This window comes from Bradyrhizobium cajani (assembly GCF_009759665.1).
Lineage (GTDB): Bacteria > Pseudomonadota > Alphaproteobacteria > Rhizobiales > Xanthobacteraceae > Bradyrhizobium > Bradyrhizobium cajani.
Genome location: NZ_WQNE01000008.1, coordinates 36622 through 51770, shown reverse-complemented (window position 1 = coordinate 51770; position 15149 = coordinate 36622). Strand labels below are relative to the sequence as shown.

Sequence of the window (15149 nt, the reverse complement as noted above, 5' to 3'; positions counted from 1 at the left end):
CGATCCCGCGGCCGACGGCTGCGGGATCCGATTTCAATGGCTTACAGATTGCTCTCGGTGATCGCGGCGTAGACCATGCTGCGCAGCTCGCGGCGGAGCGGGTAGGCGCTCGACGGCAGCACCTGCGTCATGAAGATGGTGACCAGCTCCTCGGCCGGATCGATCCAGAACGAGGTGGTGGCCGCGCCGCCCCAATTGTACTCGCCGGGGCTGCCGGCGATCAGCGTCTCGGCCGGACGCATGGTGACGGCGAAGCCGAGACCGAAGCCGATGCCGTTGTAGGTCGCTTCCGAGAACAGCGAACGCGATACCTCCGGCAGCGCCCGGCCGCCCGGGATGTGGTTCGTCGTCATCAGCGCCAGGGTCTTCGGTCCGATCAGCCTGACACCGCCGAGCTCGCCGCCGTTGAGCAGCGCGCGGCAGAAGGTGAGGTAGTCCGCGACCGTCGAGCAGAGGCCGCCGCCGCCGGAGATGAAGGAGGGAGGCGACAGGAACGAGCTCGTCGCCGGATCGTCCTGGAGCGTCAGGCCCTCGCGCCGCTGGCCGGCATGGAAGGTCATTCCGCCGCCCGGATCGGCGGAATAGCAGGCCGCGAAGCGATGCGCCTTGGAGGCCGGCACGTGGAAGTCGGTGTCGGTCATGCCGAGCGGGTCGAGGATGCGCTGCTTCAGGAACTGCTCGAACGGCATCCCCGAGATCTTGCCGACGAGGTAGCCGATCACATCGGTGGCAACGGAGTAGTTCCAGGAATCGCCCGGCGAGAACTCCAGCGGAATTTTTGCCAGGCCCTCGATCATGGTCTGGAGCGTGCCGGATTTCTCGACCTCGCCGATCTTTTCGGTGCGATAGGCGGCATCGACATTGGAGCGCTGCTGGAAGCCGTAGGTGAGGCCGGCGGTGTGGCGCAAGAGGTCGACGATCAGCATCGGCCGGGACGGCGGCCGCGTCAGGAACGCCGGCGCCGTGCCGGCGACGAACACGCCGAGATCCTTCCATTCCGGAATGTATTTGGCGACGGGCTCGTCGATCGCGACGAGGCCTTCCTCGACCAGCATCATGAAGGCGACGCTGGTGAGCGGCTTGGTCATGGAATAGATGCGGTAGATAGTGTCGTCCTTGACCGGCACCTTGCGCTCGACGTCGGCAAAGCCCTGCACCGAGCTGTGCGCGACCTTGCCGCGGCGGTAGACCAGGAGATGCGTGCCCGGAAAGCGGCCGGCGTCGATGTACCGGCGCTTCAGATGCGCGTCGACGCGGTCGAGCGCAGCCTTGGACATGCCGACGGATTCGGGCGAGGCGGGGGTGGGGGCGAGCATCAGTTCCTCCGGGCAGTTTTGTCAGGCGTTGATAGCCGAAATGGCAGGCTCATTCCAAGGGCGGTCGCGCTTACGCGGCCGGGTCGGCTGGTGTAGGCTGCACCTTGGAACGCCTCCAAGGAACCCCAAGGATACCTGATGGGGCCAACGAAAAAACTCAGGGCAAACCCACCATGACCCAGTTCAACGAGACCGAACTCACCGAAGCCGTGATCGCGAGCTTCGACAACACGCCGAATCCGCGTGCGAAATTCCTGCTCCAGGAATTGGTGAAGTCGCTGCACGATTACGTGAGCAAGACCGGTCTCACCTTCGAGGAATGGGAATATGCCATCGACTTCCTGACCCGCACCGGCCAGAAATGCAGCGACACCCGCCAGGAATTCATCCTGCTGTCCGACGTGCTCGGCGTCTCCATGCTGGTCGACGCCGTCAATCACCGCGACCGCGACGGCGCTACCGAGACCACGGTGCTCGGGCCCTTCTATGTCGGCGAGCACAAGGTGATGCCGCACGGGACCGACATCTCGCCAAACAATCTCAGCGGCGAGAAGATGTTCGTGCAGAGCCGTGTTACCGATCTCGATGGCAAGCCGCTGGCAAACGTCCCGGTCGACGTGTGGCACGCCGATGACGACGGCCTCTACGATTCACAGAAGCCGAACTACGACGCGGTCGGCGCTTCTGCGCGGGCGCGCTTCATCACCGATGGCGACGGGCGTTTCTTCTTCCGCACCATCCTGCCGTGCAGCTACCCGATACCGACCGACGGCCCGGTCGGCGAGATGATCATGCAGACCCGGCGCCATCCGATGCGCCCGGCGCATGTGCACTTCCTGGTCAATGCAAGGGGCTTCGAGCCGCTGATCACCCACGTCTTCATGGACGGCGATAAATATCTCGATTCCGATGTCGTGTTCGGGGTCAAGGACGACCTCGTCGCCAAGGTCGAGCCGCGCAACGATACGGCGATGCCCGACGGCACCAAGGCGAACGGGCGGTGGCATCTGATGAGCTACGAATTCCACCTCAAGCCGGGCGGCGGAATGGCGCCGAAGCCGCTCGGGGTGAAGGCCGGGGAGCCGGCCTGACGGCCCGTTGGGAGGACGCGGCAGTCTGCGCGCGTACGACGTCCGCTGTGTTTCCCAGAGCGGCGCGATCATCGGCGTCAGCGAGTTTCCGAGTTACGCCAACGCTGCCATCCCTGCCCCTCGGGCGACGTCTGAGACCCTATCGCGTCGTATCGGCGCCGTTTTCCTGATGCTAGGTTTCTCAATGGCAGGGAGCACCTGCTTCCTGCTCCAGACCGAACAGGAGGACGGCATGTCTGACAGCGTCTACAAGGTCATTGAACTGGTCGGTACCAGCAGCGACTCATGGGAGAGGGCGGCCGCCAATGCGGTCGAGCAAGCTGCAAAATCTCTCCGGGATCTTCGCGTTGCAGAGGTCGTCAAACTAGATATGCAACTGGATGCCAAGGGAAAAGTAGAGGCCTATCGCGCCAAGCTCAGCGTATCGTTCAAATTCGAGGGGTCCTGAGCCCTGAGCACCTCGCTCCGCGTTCGGGGCGAGGTGTCTCACTGAAGAAGGGCGCGTCGCGCGGCCCGCCGACCGGCGTTTGTGACCCATCTCGGAAGTAGTGCACTGGGCCCCGATATGCTTTGATGCCTGGGGACGGGAACTGCGACGCGTGGTGGCCCCATGTACATAGTCATTCGCAAGTACACCAAAGTACGTTCGGTTGCCGACGCTGCTCGCCGCGCCAAGAGCGGCATCGGTGAGATCCTGAGGCAATCGCACGGATTCAGATCCTACTATGTGCTGGATGGGGGCCACGGCGTTGGCGTCGCCGTGATGATCTTCGAGGACCGGGAAAGCGCCAATGCGGCGAACGCCAAGATATTGGAGTTTGTTCAGGCAAGTCTGCATGACCTCGACCTTGGAGATCCCGAAATCATTAGCGGCGAAGTTTTGCTGAATATGGAACCTGATGCGTCCTCGGGCATAAGGTTTTCGTAAGCGCCGCCAGTTGCGTGGGGTGCCGCTCCTTGCCGCCGCAGTCGATCTGATCGCCGTTGCATTGGAGCGATCGCGCCCTGGACATCCGGATGTCGTCCGTTGGGACTATTGAACTGCGATGCTTTTCGAGGAGTAACAACATGAAGCAACCCGCCTTCGAAACGTTTTTCGCCGCGGCGATCCGCTGGATGCCGCTCATGCGTATGGGCGCCGTGATGCCGCCCCGAGATCCTGATGAAGACGAGGAGGACGACGAAGACGACGAAGACGAGGAGGATGACGCTGACGAACCGGCAGTGGTGCGCGAGCCTGACGAAGACTAGACTAGCCGCCGTGTGGCAGTCGGCGTTATAATATCTTCCATGGGCTGGGATACGAAAGACGTAGCGCTGCTCAAAAGGCTCTGGTCCGCAGGACAGAGCGCGGGACAGATTGCGGGCCGTCTCGGGTGTAGCCGTAACGCGGTCTGCGGCATGCTAACCCGTTTGGGCCTGAAGCGTGGCCACAAGCCGCCGACAGCAAGACCCAAGATAAGACCGCCCCCGAAGCTGAGGCAGGCATCGTCGGCCGCCTCCGCCCGTCCAGCAGCAAAGAAGGTGTCGCGGATCACGGCGAAGAGGCAGCAGCCCAAGGAATTCAGTAAGCAGCAGCTTTACGCCATTCTGGCTGAGGCGGTCCGGAACACCGGCTAGGAGCTCACGCGAACGCCGTTACGCTCCGCGTCCGAGCGTAGTCCATCAACTGAAGACGCCAACCTACCTGCAATTAAACTGGCACTTGGTCGACTGATCCCGATTCCCCGGCCCAAATCTACCTAGGTATGGTCACTCCATACCTGCGCGCGATGGCGCCGACCAAGCGCTTGGTGCTACCGATACATCCAGGGTGAATGGCAACGGAACCGGCCCGCGAGCCGGCAGTTGCGTGACAAGGCCGGCGGCGTAGCGCCCGCCGGCCCTTCTTCTAGCGGCGCTTTGCCGCTCAACTGATGCTTACCGCCATGGTTGGTGCAGAGAGTACGCCATGAGAAACATCGCCGATCTCCTGATGCGGTTCTGGCAGGGCAGCCAACCCGCGTCCAATGCTCAGGTTGCGGTTATGGCTGACAACCGAGATCGATCCAGCATGGCTGATTTTGTCCGGATCCTGCAGGCCTACGATCAAGCCCGGTAGGCAGGAGCTAAAGGCGACCGCGTCAGTCCGTGACACGGACGTCCGAGCCAACCAAAGCCAAGATCTGAGACCGCGCCGCGTTCAGGTCTTCGCCCCATCCATTCATGGGCATTCGCGTCGATCGCGACGGCATCCACGGCCTGCGCCACGCACAATGCGATGCACGATCACCGATCGTGGTTGGGGACCCATTCTTCCGCGGTTGAGTCCCAATGATGGGTGTCGTCGAAGTGTTTCCAGGGTGGCCGCCTTGGCTTGCTTTCATCCTTCTGCCGGTTTGCATTCGGTGTGCGGAGTTGGACGACCAGCGCCCCGGCCATCATCACCCATTCGCGAGGGTTATATCGGGAGTTCCATTTGATTGCCGCGAGCATTGGATGCCTCCTACGAAGGAAGACGCCTTCCCGACATTAGCACGGGCCACGAACACTGGGGTGTAAACTACTTCACAGTCGGTCAATATCTTCGACATGGCCGCGGGCGATCGCTGCGCGGCGCTTGGCGGCCAGAAGCTGACGGTTCCGCCCTTAGGCGCTAACGCGCGTGCAGCAGCGCGAGCAGCACGACGACCGCGCAGGCGAGCACCGCGGAGGTCAGCTTCCAGAACATCAGCGGGCTGCGCTCCAAAAGGGGCGTGATCCGCGTGTTGAGATAAGCCGGATTGGGCGTGCGAAGCTCGAAGATGAATTCGGATAGATCCTCGTGCCGCTTGTAGGGATCGGGATGGAGCGCCCGCCTAAGCGCGCCGTCGACCCAGGAAGGCACATTGCGGTCGTCGTCGGCCGGGCGGTACTGAAGTCGCCGCACGTCCGTCTTGCGCCGGATCCTGGCAACCTGGGTGCCATAGGGCAGCTTTCCTGTCAGCATCTGGTAGCAAATCACGGCCAGGGAAAACATGTCGGACCGCGGCGAGCCGCCTTGCCCAAGAAAATACTCCGGCGCCGTATACTGGACCGTGCCCAGGATCTCGTCGGCGTCGTCGCGCGGCGCGGCCTCTGCGACGCCTGCCACCCTGACCGATCCGAAGTCGATGATCTTCGCGGTGCCCGTCTTGTCGATCAGGATGTTGTCGGGCCTGAGATCCTGATGCAGCATCTCCATGCGGTGGAAGGCGCGCAGACCGGCGGCGATCTGCTCGACCAGCCCGCGGACGGTTTCGAGATCGGGGCGCGGATTGTCGATCATCCACTGCTTCAGGGTCTGCCCCTCGACGAATTCGGTCGCAACGTAGAGGTAGCTGCGCCGTTTCGACTGTGACAGCGGCTTCAGCACGTGCGGGCTGTCGATCCGGCGCGCGATCCACTCCTCCATCAGGAAACGCTTGAGATAGGCGGAATTGTCGCGCAGGTCGATCGACGGCAGCTTGAGCGCGACCGACTCCTCGGTCTCGGCGTCGACGGCAAGGTAGATATGACTGCGGCTGCTGCCGTGGATCTCCCGGACGATCCTGTAGCCGTCGAACATCGCCCGCGGTTCCGGCAGCGGCGGTAGCGGCAATTGTGATGTCTGACTGAAGATGCCGGCCGGCTCGCGCTGCGGCACCGCGTCGATGCGGAGGATCTGGACGGTGATATTGTCGTCGCTGCCGCGCCGGTAGGCTTCCTCGACGATGGCTTTCGCCGCCCCGTCGAGCTCGCCTGCATGCTCGTTCAGCGCACTTGTGATGAAACGGGCGTCGACGAATTCGTAGGCGCCGTCGGTCGCCAGCAGGAACGTGTCGCCGGCCTCGACTTCGAACGCCTGGTAGTCGATCTCGAGTTGCGGATTGATGCCGAGCGCGCGGCCGAGATAGGTCTGCTCCGACGACACGATGATCCGGTGGTCGTCGGTCAGCTGCTCGAGTGCCTTGCCGGCGACGCGGTAGACGCGGCAGTCGCCGACATGGAAGATGTGCGCCGTGGTCGCCTTGATGACCATGGCGGTTAGCGTGCAGACATAGCCCTTGTCGCGGTCATAGGCGTATTGGCTCTTGCGCGTCTGCGCGTGCAGCCAGGAATTGGTGGCGTCCAGCACGCGGCGGGCGGACGTCTTCACCGTCCAGGACTCCGACGTGCAGTAATAGTCCATCAGGAAGCTCTTGACCGCCGACTCACTGGCGATCTGGCTTACCGTGCTGCTCGAGATACCGTCGGCGAGAACGGCCGAGATGCCCTTCAGGCTGAGCAGCGGCTCCTCCGGAATGAGGACGCCGTGAAAATCCTGGTTGATGGGCTTGCGACCCTTGTCGGAATGCTGGCCGACCGAAATCAGGAGACCGGGGGGCATCGTCATCACCAGGAAAGATGGGCTATCGCATCTGGCTTCTTGGCGACGGCCTGAGCGCACGCCTCGTCCTTCGAGACGACCGCTTCGCGGTCTCCTCAGGATGAGGCTAATCAACATCGGTGCCCGTTGAAACTGCTGCCGCGCACTCCGCCCTCATCCTGAGGAGCCCGCCAAAGGCGGGCGTCTCGAAGGATGGGCCGCAGGAACCGCGATAGCCCTGCTGGCAAAGCGGAGCCTCACCCTGGCTGGGCGAGGCTCCTCTGTCGAGACGTATTCGATCAGGCCGCGACGCGGGGCGCCGTCGCCTTGCCGGCCTGGCGCTTCGGCAGGGTCATGACGTGGGTGGTGTAGAGGGTCATGCCGGTGAAGGCGAGGCCGCCGACGAGGTTGCCGAGCACCGTCGGGATCTCGTTCCAGATCAGGTAATCCATGATCGAGAACTTGGCGCCGAGCAGCAGCCCGGACGGGAACAGGAACATGTTCACGACGGAATGCTCGAACACCATGTAGAAGAACACCAGGATCGGCATCCACATCGCAATGACCTTGCCGGGCACCGAGGTCGAGATCATCGCACCGACCACGCCGGTCGAGACCATCCAGTTGCAGAGCATGCCGCGCAGGAACAGCGTCGCCATGCCTGCCGCACCGTGTGCGGCATAGCCCAGCGTTCGGCCTTCGCCGATGTTTCCGATCGCCGCGCCGACCTTGTCCGGTGCCTGCGTGAAGCCGAACGTCGTGACGAAGGCCATCATGAAGGCCACGGTGAAGGCGCCGGCGAAGTTGCCGACGAAGACGAGACCCCAGTTGCGCAGTACGCCGCCGAGCGTGACGCCCGGGCGCTTGTCGATCAGGGCGAGCGGCGAGAGCACGAACACGCCCGTCAGCAGATCGAAGCCCAGGAGATAGAGCATGACGAAGCCGACCGGAAACAGCAGCGCGCCGACCAGCGGCTGGCCGGTGTTCACGTTGATCGTGACGGCGAACCATGCCGCCAGCGCGAGAATGGCGCCGGCCATGTAGGCCCGGATGACGGTATCCCTGGTGGACATGAAGATCTTGGACTCGCCCGCATCCACCATCTTGGTGACGAATTCCGAAGGCGCGAGATACGACATCAATGGTTCCTTTTGCTTCGTAAGTGAGATCGAGAGCGCGGCTAAACGTCATTGGCCGTGCGGGTTGCCTGCCGCGCAGCTGGGCCTGGAGAGGTTCAAAAGCTTTGGGAATCGCGTCACGATGACTTGGCCGAGAAGGGCCGTGAAGCACGTGAGCTTCCCGTTGCGGCCGTCAGAGGCTGCAACAATGCGGCAAGCCGCAGTCTTCGTTGACACCTGGGGATATGCAACTTGCGTGCCGCTAAGATGATTGGAAATTAATGAGGAATATCAATCACATTTGGTTCGGCGCGATTTGCCCCTTGTGCGCTCTGCGGCATCTTGCACAAGCGGATGCACAAGCTTTGTGCGCCGCACAAGGATTGAGCAAATCGCAAGTTTCGCATGCGGAACGTGCCTGCGACAGTCTGGCGCGGTCTCTCTAACAGGCTGATTATTCGTCGTTTTTCCACGTGTCGGGCTTGGCATGAAGCTTGAATAGTTCCAGGCCGACGCCATTGAAGCCGTCCCGCGAGACTTCTCATCCGATTTGCTGACGCCACCCGAACGGGGGTCTCCCCGTCGTGCGTTCGCATGCGCCAAAGCCGGCGCCACGGACGGACGGGCCGCTCGCGTGCACTGACGCCATCAATTCTGCAACGACGCAAAGGACGACACTGCCTATGACCAAGCGCATTCGCCGGCCCTCCGAGACCCCTGGCCTGAGCCGCCGTCAATTGTTGAAAGCCACCGGCTCGACCGCCGCACTTCTCGCCGCAGCAAAACTGAATTTCCCCGCCGGCGCCTTCGCGCAGGATGCAGGCCCCGAGGTCAAGGGCGCCAAGCTCGGCTTCATCGCGCTGAGCGATGCCGGCCCGCTCTTCGTCGCCAAGGACAAGGGCCTGTTCGCCAAATACGGCATGCCCGACGTCGACGTACAGAAGCAGGCGTCCTGGGGCACCACGCGCGACAACCTCGTGCTCGGCTCCGAAGGCAACGGCATCGACGGCGCGCATATCCTCACCCCGATGCCGTACCTGATCTCGGCCGGCAAGGTGACGCAGAACAACCAGCCGACGCCGATGTACATCCTGGCGCGGCTCAATCTCGACAGCCAGTGCATCTCGGTCGCCAACGAATATGCCGACCTCAAGCTCGGCGTCGATGCATCGCCCTTCAAGGCGGCGCTGGAGAAGAAGAAGGCGTCCGGCAAGGCCGTGAAGGCGGCGATGACCTTCCCCGGCGGCACGCACGACCTCTGGATCCGCTACTGGCTCGCCGCCGGCGGCATCGACCCCGACAAGGACATCGAGACCATCGTGGTGCCGCCGCCGCAGATGGTGGCCAACATGAAGGTCGGGACCATGGACTGCTTCTGCGTCGGCGAGCCCTGGAATCTGCAGCTGATCCATCAGAACATCGGCTACACCGCGGTCAACACCGGCGAACTCTGGAACAAGCATCCGGAAAAATCCTTCGGCATGCGCGCGGCCTTTGTCGACAAATACCCGAAGGCTGCCAAGGCGCTGCTGATGGCGGTGATGGAAGCCCAGCAATGGGCCGATAAGGCCGAGAACAAGGCCGAGCTCGCTGCCATCATGGGCAAGCGGCAGTGGATGAACTGCCCGGTCGAGGACGTGCTCGACCGCACCGCGGGCAAGTTCGACTACGGCATTCCCGGCAAGGTGGTCGAGAACTCGCCGCATATCATGAAGTACTGGCGCGACTTCGCCTCTTATCCCTTCCAGAGCCACGATCTCTGGTTCCTCACCGAGGACATCCGCTGGGGCAAGTACGAGGCGAATTTCGACACCAAGGCGTTGATCGCCAAGGTCAACCGCGAGGACATGTGGCGCGATGCGGCCAAGACGCTCGGCGTCGCGGCTTCCGAGATTCCAGCCTCGACCTCGCGCGGCAAGGAGACCTTCTTCGACGGCAAGGTGTTCGACCCCGAAAATCCGGCTGCCTATCTGAAGTCGCTCGCGATCAAGCGCGTCGAAGTCTGATGGAGCCCAGCGGCCGCCGTCAGGGCGGCCGCATCGCCCTTTGCAGCCGGAGAGATATTGCGATGAACATGCCTGCCACGAAAATTGAGGTTGAGACCGCAACGCCTGCGGCGATCGCCGCACCGGTCGTAACTATGACGCCGAAGCGCCCGCCGCGTGCCGAGGCCTACGCGCGCATGGCGAGGGAGACCGCCGTGCGCGTGATCCCGCCGCTGGTCGTGATCGCGCTGCTCACGCTGGTGTGGGAGCTGGTCTGCCGCCGCGCCGGCTCGGCACTGCCGCCGCCGTCAAGAGTGTTCAAGGACACCAAGGAGCTGATCCTCGATCCGTTCTTCGACCATGGCGGCATCGACAAGGGTCTGTTCTGGCATCTGTCCGCCAGTCTCCAGCGCGTCGCGCTCGGCTATTCGCTGTCCGCGGTCGCGGGCATCGCGCTCGGCGTGCTGGTCGGACAGTCGGTCTGGGCGATGCGCGGGCTCGATCCGCTGTTCCAGGTGCTGCGCACCATCCCGCCGCTGGCCTGGCTGCCGCTCTCGCTCGCAGCCTTCCGCGACGGCCAGCCGTCGGCGATCTTCGTGATCTTCATCACCTCGATCTGGCCGATCATCATCAATACCGCGGTCGGCATCCGCAACATTCCGCAGGATTACCGCAACGTCGCAGCGGTGGTGCAGCTCAACCCGCTCGAGTTCTTCTCCAAGATCATGATCCCGGCGGCCGCGCCCTACATCTTCACGGGCCTACGCATCGGCATCGGCCTGTCGTGGCTCGCCATCGTCGCCGCGGAAATGCTGATCGGCGGCGTCGGCATCGGCTTCTTCATCTGGGACGCCTGGAACTCCTCGCATATCAGCGAGATCATCCTGGCGCTGTTCTATGTCGGCATCGTCGGCTTCGTGCTCGACCGCCTGATCGCGGGCCTCGGCAAGTTCGTCACCCGCGGCACCGCGCAGAATTGAGGGAGAAGAGCACATGACCGCCTATCTGAAGCTCGACCACATCGACAAGATTTTTACCCGCGGCACGGCATCGACCGAAGTGCTGAAGGACATCAATCTGACGATCGAGAAGGGTGAATACGTCTCCATCATCGGCCATTCCGGCTGCGGCAAGTCTACCCTGCTCAACATCATCGCAGGCCTGACCGGCGCGACCACCGGCGGCGTGCTGCTGGAGAACCGCGAGGTGAACTCGCCGGGGCCCGATCGCGCCGTGGTGTTCCAGAACCACAGCCTGCTGCCGTGGCTGACCGTCTATGAGAACGTCAAGCTCGGCGTCGACAAGGTCTTCGCCAGGACCAAGTCCCGCGCCGAGCGTGATGCCTGGGTCATGCACAATCTGAACCTTGTGCAGATGGCCCATGCCAGGGACAAGCGTCCCTCGGAAATCTCCGGCGGCATGAAGCAGCGCGTCGGCATCGCCCGGGCGCTCGCGATGGAGCCGAAGGTGCTGCTGCTGGATGAGCCGTTCGGCGCGCTCGACGCGCTGACCCGCGCCCACTTGCAGGATTCGGTGATGGCACTGCATCAGAAGCTCGGCAACACCATTTTGATGATCACCCACGACGTCGACGAGGCCGTGCTCCTGTCAGACCGCATCGTGATGATGACGAACGGGCCGAGTGCGCGCATCGGCGAGGTGCTGGAGGTGCCGCTGGCGCGGCCGCGCAAGCGGCTCGAGCTTGCGGCCAACTCCACCTATCTGAAGTGCCGGCAGCGCGTGCTCGAATTCCTCTATGAGCGTCATCGCTTCGTCGAGGCCGCGTAAACGAAGGTTTAATGCGGAGGATATTCACGCCTAAATAATCGACATTCAGCTCAATCCTTGTGCGGCGCACAAGGATTGAGCGAATCGCAAAATTTACGTGCGAAATCGCCCTGCGAATATTTCGGGCAATTCGAATAACGTCCTGAAATCCCTGTATTTCCAGCGTGCGCGCAACTGGCACGGAAATTGAAACGTCTTTGCGCGACGCCAACGACGACGTCCCTCAACATCATCAATCAGCATCGTGAACTCGCCACCGGGGTGAAGCCTCGGAGCGTGCCTCCGTGGCCGGAGGCTGAGCCTGCAACGACGCAGCGGTGAGCCTGGAAGGGATACTCAATGACGAAGAATCCGACTTGGATTTCAGACTGGCGCCCCGAAGACGAGGCGTTCTGGAATGCGACTGGCAAGACTATCGCGCGACGCAACCTGATCTGGTCGATCGTGGCCGAGCATATCGGTTTCTCGGTGTGGCTGATCTGGAGCATCGTCACCACCAAGCTGCCGCAGGCAGGCTTCCACTACACCACCGACCAGCTGTTCCAGCTCGTCGCGGTGCCGGGGCTGATCGGCGCATTGATGCGCTTTCCCTATACTTTCGCAGTGACGACCTTTGGCGGCCGCAACTGGACCATCTTCAGCGCGGCGATCCTGTTCATCCCGACGCTGTCGCTCGCCTATTTCGTCAGCCATCCCGATACGCCGTTCTGGCTGATGCTGCTGGTTGCCTCGACCGCCGGTCTCGGCGGCGGCAATTTCGCCTCCAGCATGACCAACATCTCGTTCTTCTTCCCCGACCGGATGAAGGGCTGGGCGCTCGGCCTCAACGCGGCGGGTGGCAATATCGGCGTCTCCAGCGTGCAGCTCCTGACCCCGATCCTGATGACGCTCGCCGTCTTCAACCTGTTCCAGGCAACGCCCGTCGACGGCATCTTCCTGCAGAACGCCGGCCTGATGTGGGTGTTGCCGATCGCGATCGCGGTGTTCGGGGCGGTGTTCTACATGAACAACCTCACCTCGGCGAAATCGTCGGTGAAGAACCAGCTCGCGATCGTGAAGCGCAAGCACACCTGGATCATGGCGTATCTTTATATCGGCACGTTCGGATCCTTTATCGGCTACTCCGCGGCGTTCCCGCTGCTGATCAAGACGCAGTTTCCGCAAGTCACGATTGCGATCGCCTTCCTGGGACCGCTGGTCGGCTCGCTGTCGCGTCCGCTCGGCGGCTGGCTTGCCGACAAGATCGGCGGCTCGATCATCACCTTCTGGAATTTCATCGTGATGGCGGGTGCCACGGTCGGCGTGCTCTACTTCGTCGGACAGAAGGATTTCATCGGCTTTCTGTCGATGTTCCTGATCCTGTTCGTGACGACCGGCATCGGCAACGGCTCGACCTATCGCATGATCCCCTCGATCTTCCGCGAGGAGAACCTGTTCAAGGTGCGCGGCAAGGGTGATGCGGCGCGCGCGCTCGCACTGAAGACGGCCAGCATCGAGAGCGGCGCGGCAGTCGGCTTCATCGGCGCGATCGGTGCCGTCGGCGGCTATCTGATCCCGACCGGTTTCGGCAAGTCGATCGCCATGACTGGTGGCCCGCAGCTCGCGCTCGCGATTTATCTCGCCTTCTACGCCTCCTGCCTCGCTTTGACGTGGTGGTTCTATCTGCGTCGCAGCCCGCAGGGCGAAGGCGCGGCAAGCCTCGCCGAAGCAAGGGTGTGACACTTGGTACGAATCTCGCTTCTCCCCGTACGCGGGGAGAAGCATTGGCCGGAAAGTTTGACCATGAACTTTTTCCGCAATGGCGCGGACAAAGGCGGACTGTAACAGCCAGGAGATCATCATGACGCCCGAACAGATCACCCTCATCCAGCAGAGCTTTGCCAAGGTCGCGCCGATGTCCGAAGCGGCTTCCGTGCTGTTCTACGACCGCCTGTTCGAGGTGGCGCCGCCGGTGCGCGCGATGTTTCCCGAGGACATGACCGAGCAGCGCAAGAAGCTGATGGGCATGCTCGCCGCCGTCGTCGGCGGCCTGTCGAACCTGGAGACGATTCTTCCCGCGGCCTCCGCCCTCGCCAAGCGTCACGTCGCCTATGGCGCCAAGGCCGAGCATTACCCGGTGGTCGGTGCAACCCTGCTGTGGACCCTGGAGAAGGGCCTTGGCGAAGCCTGGACGCCCGAACTCGCCACGGCCTGGACCGACGCCTATGGCGTGCTGTCCGGTTACATGATGTCCGAGGCCTATGGCGCTCAGGCGCAGGCCGCCGAATAGGAGATGCTCTGTGAGTGAGCCACTTGTCATCGTCGGTAACGGTATGGCGGCTGCGCGGCTGGTCGACGAACTCGCCAAGACCGCACTCGGCCGCTACGCGGTTGCCGTCATCGGCGATGAGCCGCGGCTCGCTTACAACCGCGTGCTGCTCTCCTCCGTGCTGGCCGGCGAGACCGGGTCGCACGAGATCGAGCTCCGGCCGGCCGACTGGTGGCGCCATCGCGGCGTCACGGTACGCTACGGCTATCGCGTTGCCGAGATCGACACCGGTCGCCGCGAGCTGAAGATCGCCGGCGAGGAGAGCATGGAATATTCCAAGCTCGTGCTCGCCACCGGATCGACGCCGCTGCGGCTCAACGTTCCCGGCGCCGATCTTGCCGGCGTGCATACCTTCCGCGATACCCGCGACGTCGACCTGCTGCTGACGCTCGCCGCGGCGAAGAAGCGCGTCGTCGTGGTCGGCGGCGGCCTGCTCGGGCTCGAAGCGGCTTACGGTCTCGCCAAGGCCGGCGCGCCGGTGACGCTGCTGCACCTGATGGATCGGCTGATGGAACGGCAGCTCGATGCACCCGCAGCCGATCTGCTCAAGACGCTGGTCGAACGCAAGGGCATCCGCATCCTGCTCAACGCCTCGACCGCGCGCATCCATGGCGCGGGCCATGTCGAGGCCGTCGAGCTCGCCGACGGCAGCCGCATCGAGGCTGATGCCGTGATCTTCGCCGCCGGCATCAAGCCGAGCGCGGCGCTGGCGAAAGAGGCGGGGATCGCGGTCAACCGCGGCATCGTCGTCAACGACGTGATGCAGACGTCCTCGCCCGACATCTACGCGCTCGGCGAATGCGCCGAGCATCGCGGCACCTGCTATGGCCTGGTCGAGCCGGCCTATGAGCAGGCACGCGTGCTGGCGCGGCACCTGGCCGGCCGGCCCGCGGCCTATCAGGGCAGCGTGGTCTCGACCAATCTGAAGGTCTCCGGCGTCAGCGTGTTCTCCGCCGGCGACTTCATGGGCGGCGAGGGCAGCGAGAGCCTCGTGCTGAGCGACCGCAGGCGCGGCACCTACAAGAAGCTCGTCATCGCCGACGGCCGGCTCACCGGCGCCGTGCTGATCGGCGATACCGTCGATGCGCTCTGGTATCTCGAGCTGATCCGCAATCGCGACAAGGTCGCGGCGATCCGCACCGACATGATGTTCGGCCGCGCGCTGGCGCGTCCTTCCAAAGCGGCTTGAGAGAGCCGG

Annotated in this window: 16 protein-coding genes; 12 read left to right on the top strand and 4 right to left on the bottom strand. The window is 63.3% G+C overall.

What is annotated here, in order from left to right:
- Positions 1-41: 41 nt before the first annotated feature.
- The gene (locus GPL20_RS12480; protein WP_157329772.1) at positions 42-1316 is read right to left on the bottom strand and encodes a serine hydrolase domain-containing protein; all 1275 of its coding nucleotides are present in this window, start codon (positions 1314-1316) and stop codon (positions 42-44) included.
- Between the two features lie 173 nt (positions 1317-1489).
- Between GPL20_RS12480 and GPL20_RS12475 the strand changes: the two genes are divergently transcribed.
- The 6 genes from GPL20_RS12475 to GPL20_RS38780 all read left to right on the top strand — a co-directional run bounded on the left by GPL20_RS12475 (position 1490) and on the right by GPL20_RS38780 (position 4508).
- Positions 1490-2407, top strand: coding sequence for an intradiol ring-cleavage dioxygenase (locus tag GPL20_RS12475; RefSeq protein ID WP_157329771.1), 918 nt, complete (start codon positions 1490-1492; stop codon positions 2405-2407).
- 232 nt (positions 2408-2639) lie between these two features.
- Positions 2640-2855, top strand: a complete 216-nt coding sequence (locus GPL20_RS12470) for a dodecin family protein (protein WP_157329770.1) — start codon at positions 2640-2642, stop codon at positions 2853-2855.
- Between the two features lie 162 nt (positions 2856-3017).
- Positions 3018-3335 carry a hypothetical protein gene (locus GPL20_RS12465; RefSeq protein ID WP_157329769.1) on the top strand — a complete coding sequence of 106 codons (318 nt, stop codon included), beginning with the start codon at positions 3018-3020 and terminating at the stop codon, positions 3333-3335.
- A 140-nt stretch (positions 3336-3475) separates the two neighbouring features.
- Entirely contained in the window at positions 3476-3658 is a 183-nt protein-coding gene (locus GPL20_RS12460; protein WP_157329768.1) for a hypothetical protein, read from the top strand.
- Between the two features lie 39 nt (positions 3659-3697).
- Entirely contained in the window at positions 3698-4027 is a 330-nt protein-coding gene (locus GPL20_RS12455; RefSeq protein WP_157329767.1) for a GcrA family cell cycle regulator, read from the top strand.
- 331 nt (positions 4028-4358) lie between these two features.
- A complete protein-coding gene (locus tag GPL20_RS38780; protein ID WP_167533000.1) occupies positions 4359-4508 on the top strand; it encodes a hypothetical protein in 150 nt (49 codons plus the stop codon).
- A gap of 167 nt (positions 4509-4675) precedes the next feature.
- Here GPL20_RS38780 and GPL20_RS12450 read toward each other — a convergent pair whose 3' ends face one another.
- The 3 genes from GPL20_RS12450 to GPL20_RS12440 all read right to left on the bottom strand — a co-directional run bounded on the left by GPL20_RS12450 (position 4676) and on the right by GPL20_RS12440 (position 7891).
- Positions 4676-4882, bottom strand: coding sequence for a hypothetical protein (locus GPL20_RS12450; protein WP_157329766.1), 207 nt, complete (start codon positions 4880-4882; stop codon positions 4676-4678).
- Between the two features lie 160 nt (positions 4883-5042).
- On the bottom strand, positions 5043-6779 hold the full coding sequence (locus tag GPL20_RS12445) for a bifunctional protein-serine/threonine kinase/phosphatase (RefSeq protein ID WP_157329910.1): 1737 nt from the start codon (positions 6777-6779) through the stop codon (positions 5043-5045).
- A 272-nt stretch (positions 6780-7051) separates the two neighbouring features.
- Positions 7052-7891, bottom strand: a complete 840-nt coding sequence (locus GPL20_RS12440; RefSeq protein WP_157329765.1) for a formate/nitrite transporter family protein — start codon at positions 7889-7891, stop codon at positions 7052-7054.
- A 662-nt stretch (positions 7892-8553) separates the two neighbouring features.
- Between GPL20_RS12440 and GPL20_RS12435 the strand changes: the two genes are divergently transcribed.
- The 6 genes from GPL20_RS12435 to GPL20_RS12410 all read left to right on the top strand — a co-directional run bounded on the left by GPL20_RS12435 (position 8554) and on the right by GPL20_RS12410 (position 15140).
- On the top strand, positions 8554-9876 hold the full coding sequence (locus GPL20_RS12435; protein ID WP_157329764.1) for a CmpA/NrtA family ABC transporter substrate-binding protein: 1323 nt from the start codon (positions 8554-8556) through the stop codon (positions 9874-9876).
- Between the two features lie 62 nt (positions 9877-9938).
- Positions 9939-10835 carry a nitrate ABC transporter permease gene (gene ntrB / locus GPL20_RS12430; protein ID WP_157329763.1) on the top strand — a complete coding sequence of 299 codons (897 nt, stop codon included), beginning with the start codon at positions 9939-9941 and terminating at the stop codon, positions 10833-10835.
- Positions 10836-10848: 13 nt separating this feature from the next.
- Positions 10849-11643 carry an ABC transporter ATP-binding protein gene (locus tag GPL20_RS12425; protein WP_157329762.1) on the top strand — a complete coding sequence of 265 codons (795 nt, stop codon included), beginning with the start codon at positions 10849-10851 and terminating at the stop codon, positions 11641-11643.
- Positions 11644-11982: 339 nt separating this feature from the next.
- Positions 11983-13362, top strand: coding sequence for an MFS transporter (locus tag GPL20_RS12420; protein WP_157329761.1), 1380 nt, complete (start codon positions 11983-11985; stop codon positions 13360-13362).
- Between the two features lie 121 nt (positions 13363-13483).
- Positions 13484-13912, top strand: a complete 429-nt coding sequence (locus GPL20_RS12415) for a globin family protein (RefSeq protein WP_157329760.1) — start codon at positions 13484-13486, stop codon at positions 13910-13912.
- 10 nt (positions 13913-13922) lie between these two features.
- The gene (locus GPL20_RS12410) at positions 13923-15140 is read left to right on the top strand and encodes an NAD(P)/FAD-dependent oxidoreductase (RefSeq protein ID WP_347340030.1); all 1218 of its coding nucleotides are present in this window, start codon (positions 13923-13925) and stop codon (positions 15138-15140) included.
- Positions 15141-15149: the final 9 nt, after the last annotated feature.

Coding starts and splice junctions, on each gene's coding strand:
- GPL20_RS12480 (WP_157329772.1), bottom strand. CDS start 1,316: ATGCTCGCCCCCACCCCCGCCTCGCCCGAATCCGTCGGCATGTCCAAG.
- GPL20_RS12475 (WP_157329771.1), top strand. CDS start 1,490: ATGACCCAGTTCAACGAGACCGAACTCACCGAAGCCGTGATCGCGAGC.
- GPL20_RS12470 (WP_157329770.1), top strand. CDS start 2,640: ATGTCTGACAGCGTCTACAAGGTCATTGAACTGGTCGGTACCAGCAGC.
- GPL20_RS12465 (WP_157329769.1), top strand. CDS start 3,018: ATGTACATAGTCATTCGCAAGTACACCAAAGTACGTTCGGTTGCCGAC.
- GPL20_RS12460 (WP_157329768.1), top strand. CDS start 3,476: ATGAAGCAACCCGCCTTCGAAACGTTTTTCGCCGCGGCGATCCGCTGG.
- GPL20_RS12455 (WP_157329767.1), top strand. CDS start 3,698: ATGGGCTGGGATACGAAAGACGTAGCGCTGCTCAAAAGGCTCTGGTCC.
- GPL20_RS38780 (WP_167533000.1), top strand. CDS start 4,359: ATGAGAAACATCGCCGATCTCCTGATGCGGTTCTGGCAGGGCAGCCAA.
- GPL20_RS12450 (WP_157329766.1), bottom strand. CDS start 4,882: ATGCTCGCGGCAATCAAATGGAACTCCCGATATAACCCTCGCGAATGG.
- GPL20_RS12445 (WP_157329910.1), bottom strand. CDS start 6,779: ATGACGATGCCCCCCGGTCTCCTGATTTCGGTCGGCCAGCATTCCGAC.
- GPL20_RS12440 (WP_157329765.1), bottom strand. CDS start 7,891: ATGTCGTATCTCGCGCCTTCGGAATTCGTCACCAAGATGGTGGATGCG.
- GPL20_RS12435 (WP_157329764.1), top strand. CDS start 8,554: ATGACCAAGCGCATTCGCCGGCCCTCCGAGACCCCTGGCCTGAGCCGC.
- ntrB (WP_157329763.1), top strand. CDS start 9,939: ATGAACATGCCTGCCACGAAAATTGAGGTTGAGACCGCAACGCCTGCG.
- GPL20_RS12425 (WP_157329762.1), top strand. CDS start 10,849: ATGACCGCCTATCTGAAGCTCGACCACATCGACAAGATTTTTACCCGC.
- GPL20_RS12420 (WP_157329761.1), top strand. CDS start 11,983: ATGACGAAGAATCCGACTTGGATTTCAGACTGGCGCCCCGAAGACGAG.
- GPL20_RS12415 (WP_157329760.1), top strand. CDS start 13,484: ATGACGCCCGAACAGATCACCCTCATCCAGCAGAGCTTTGCCAAGGTC.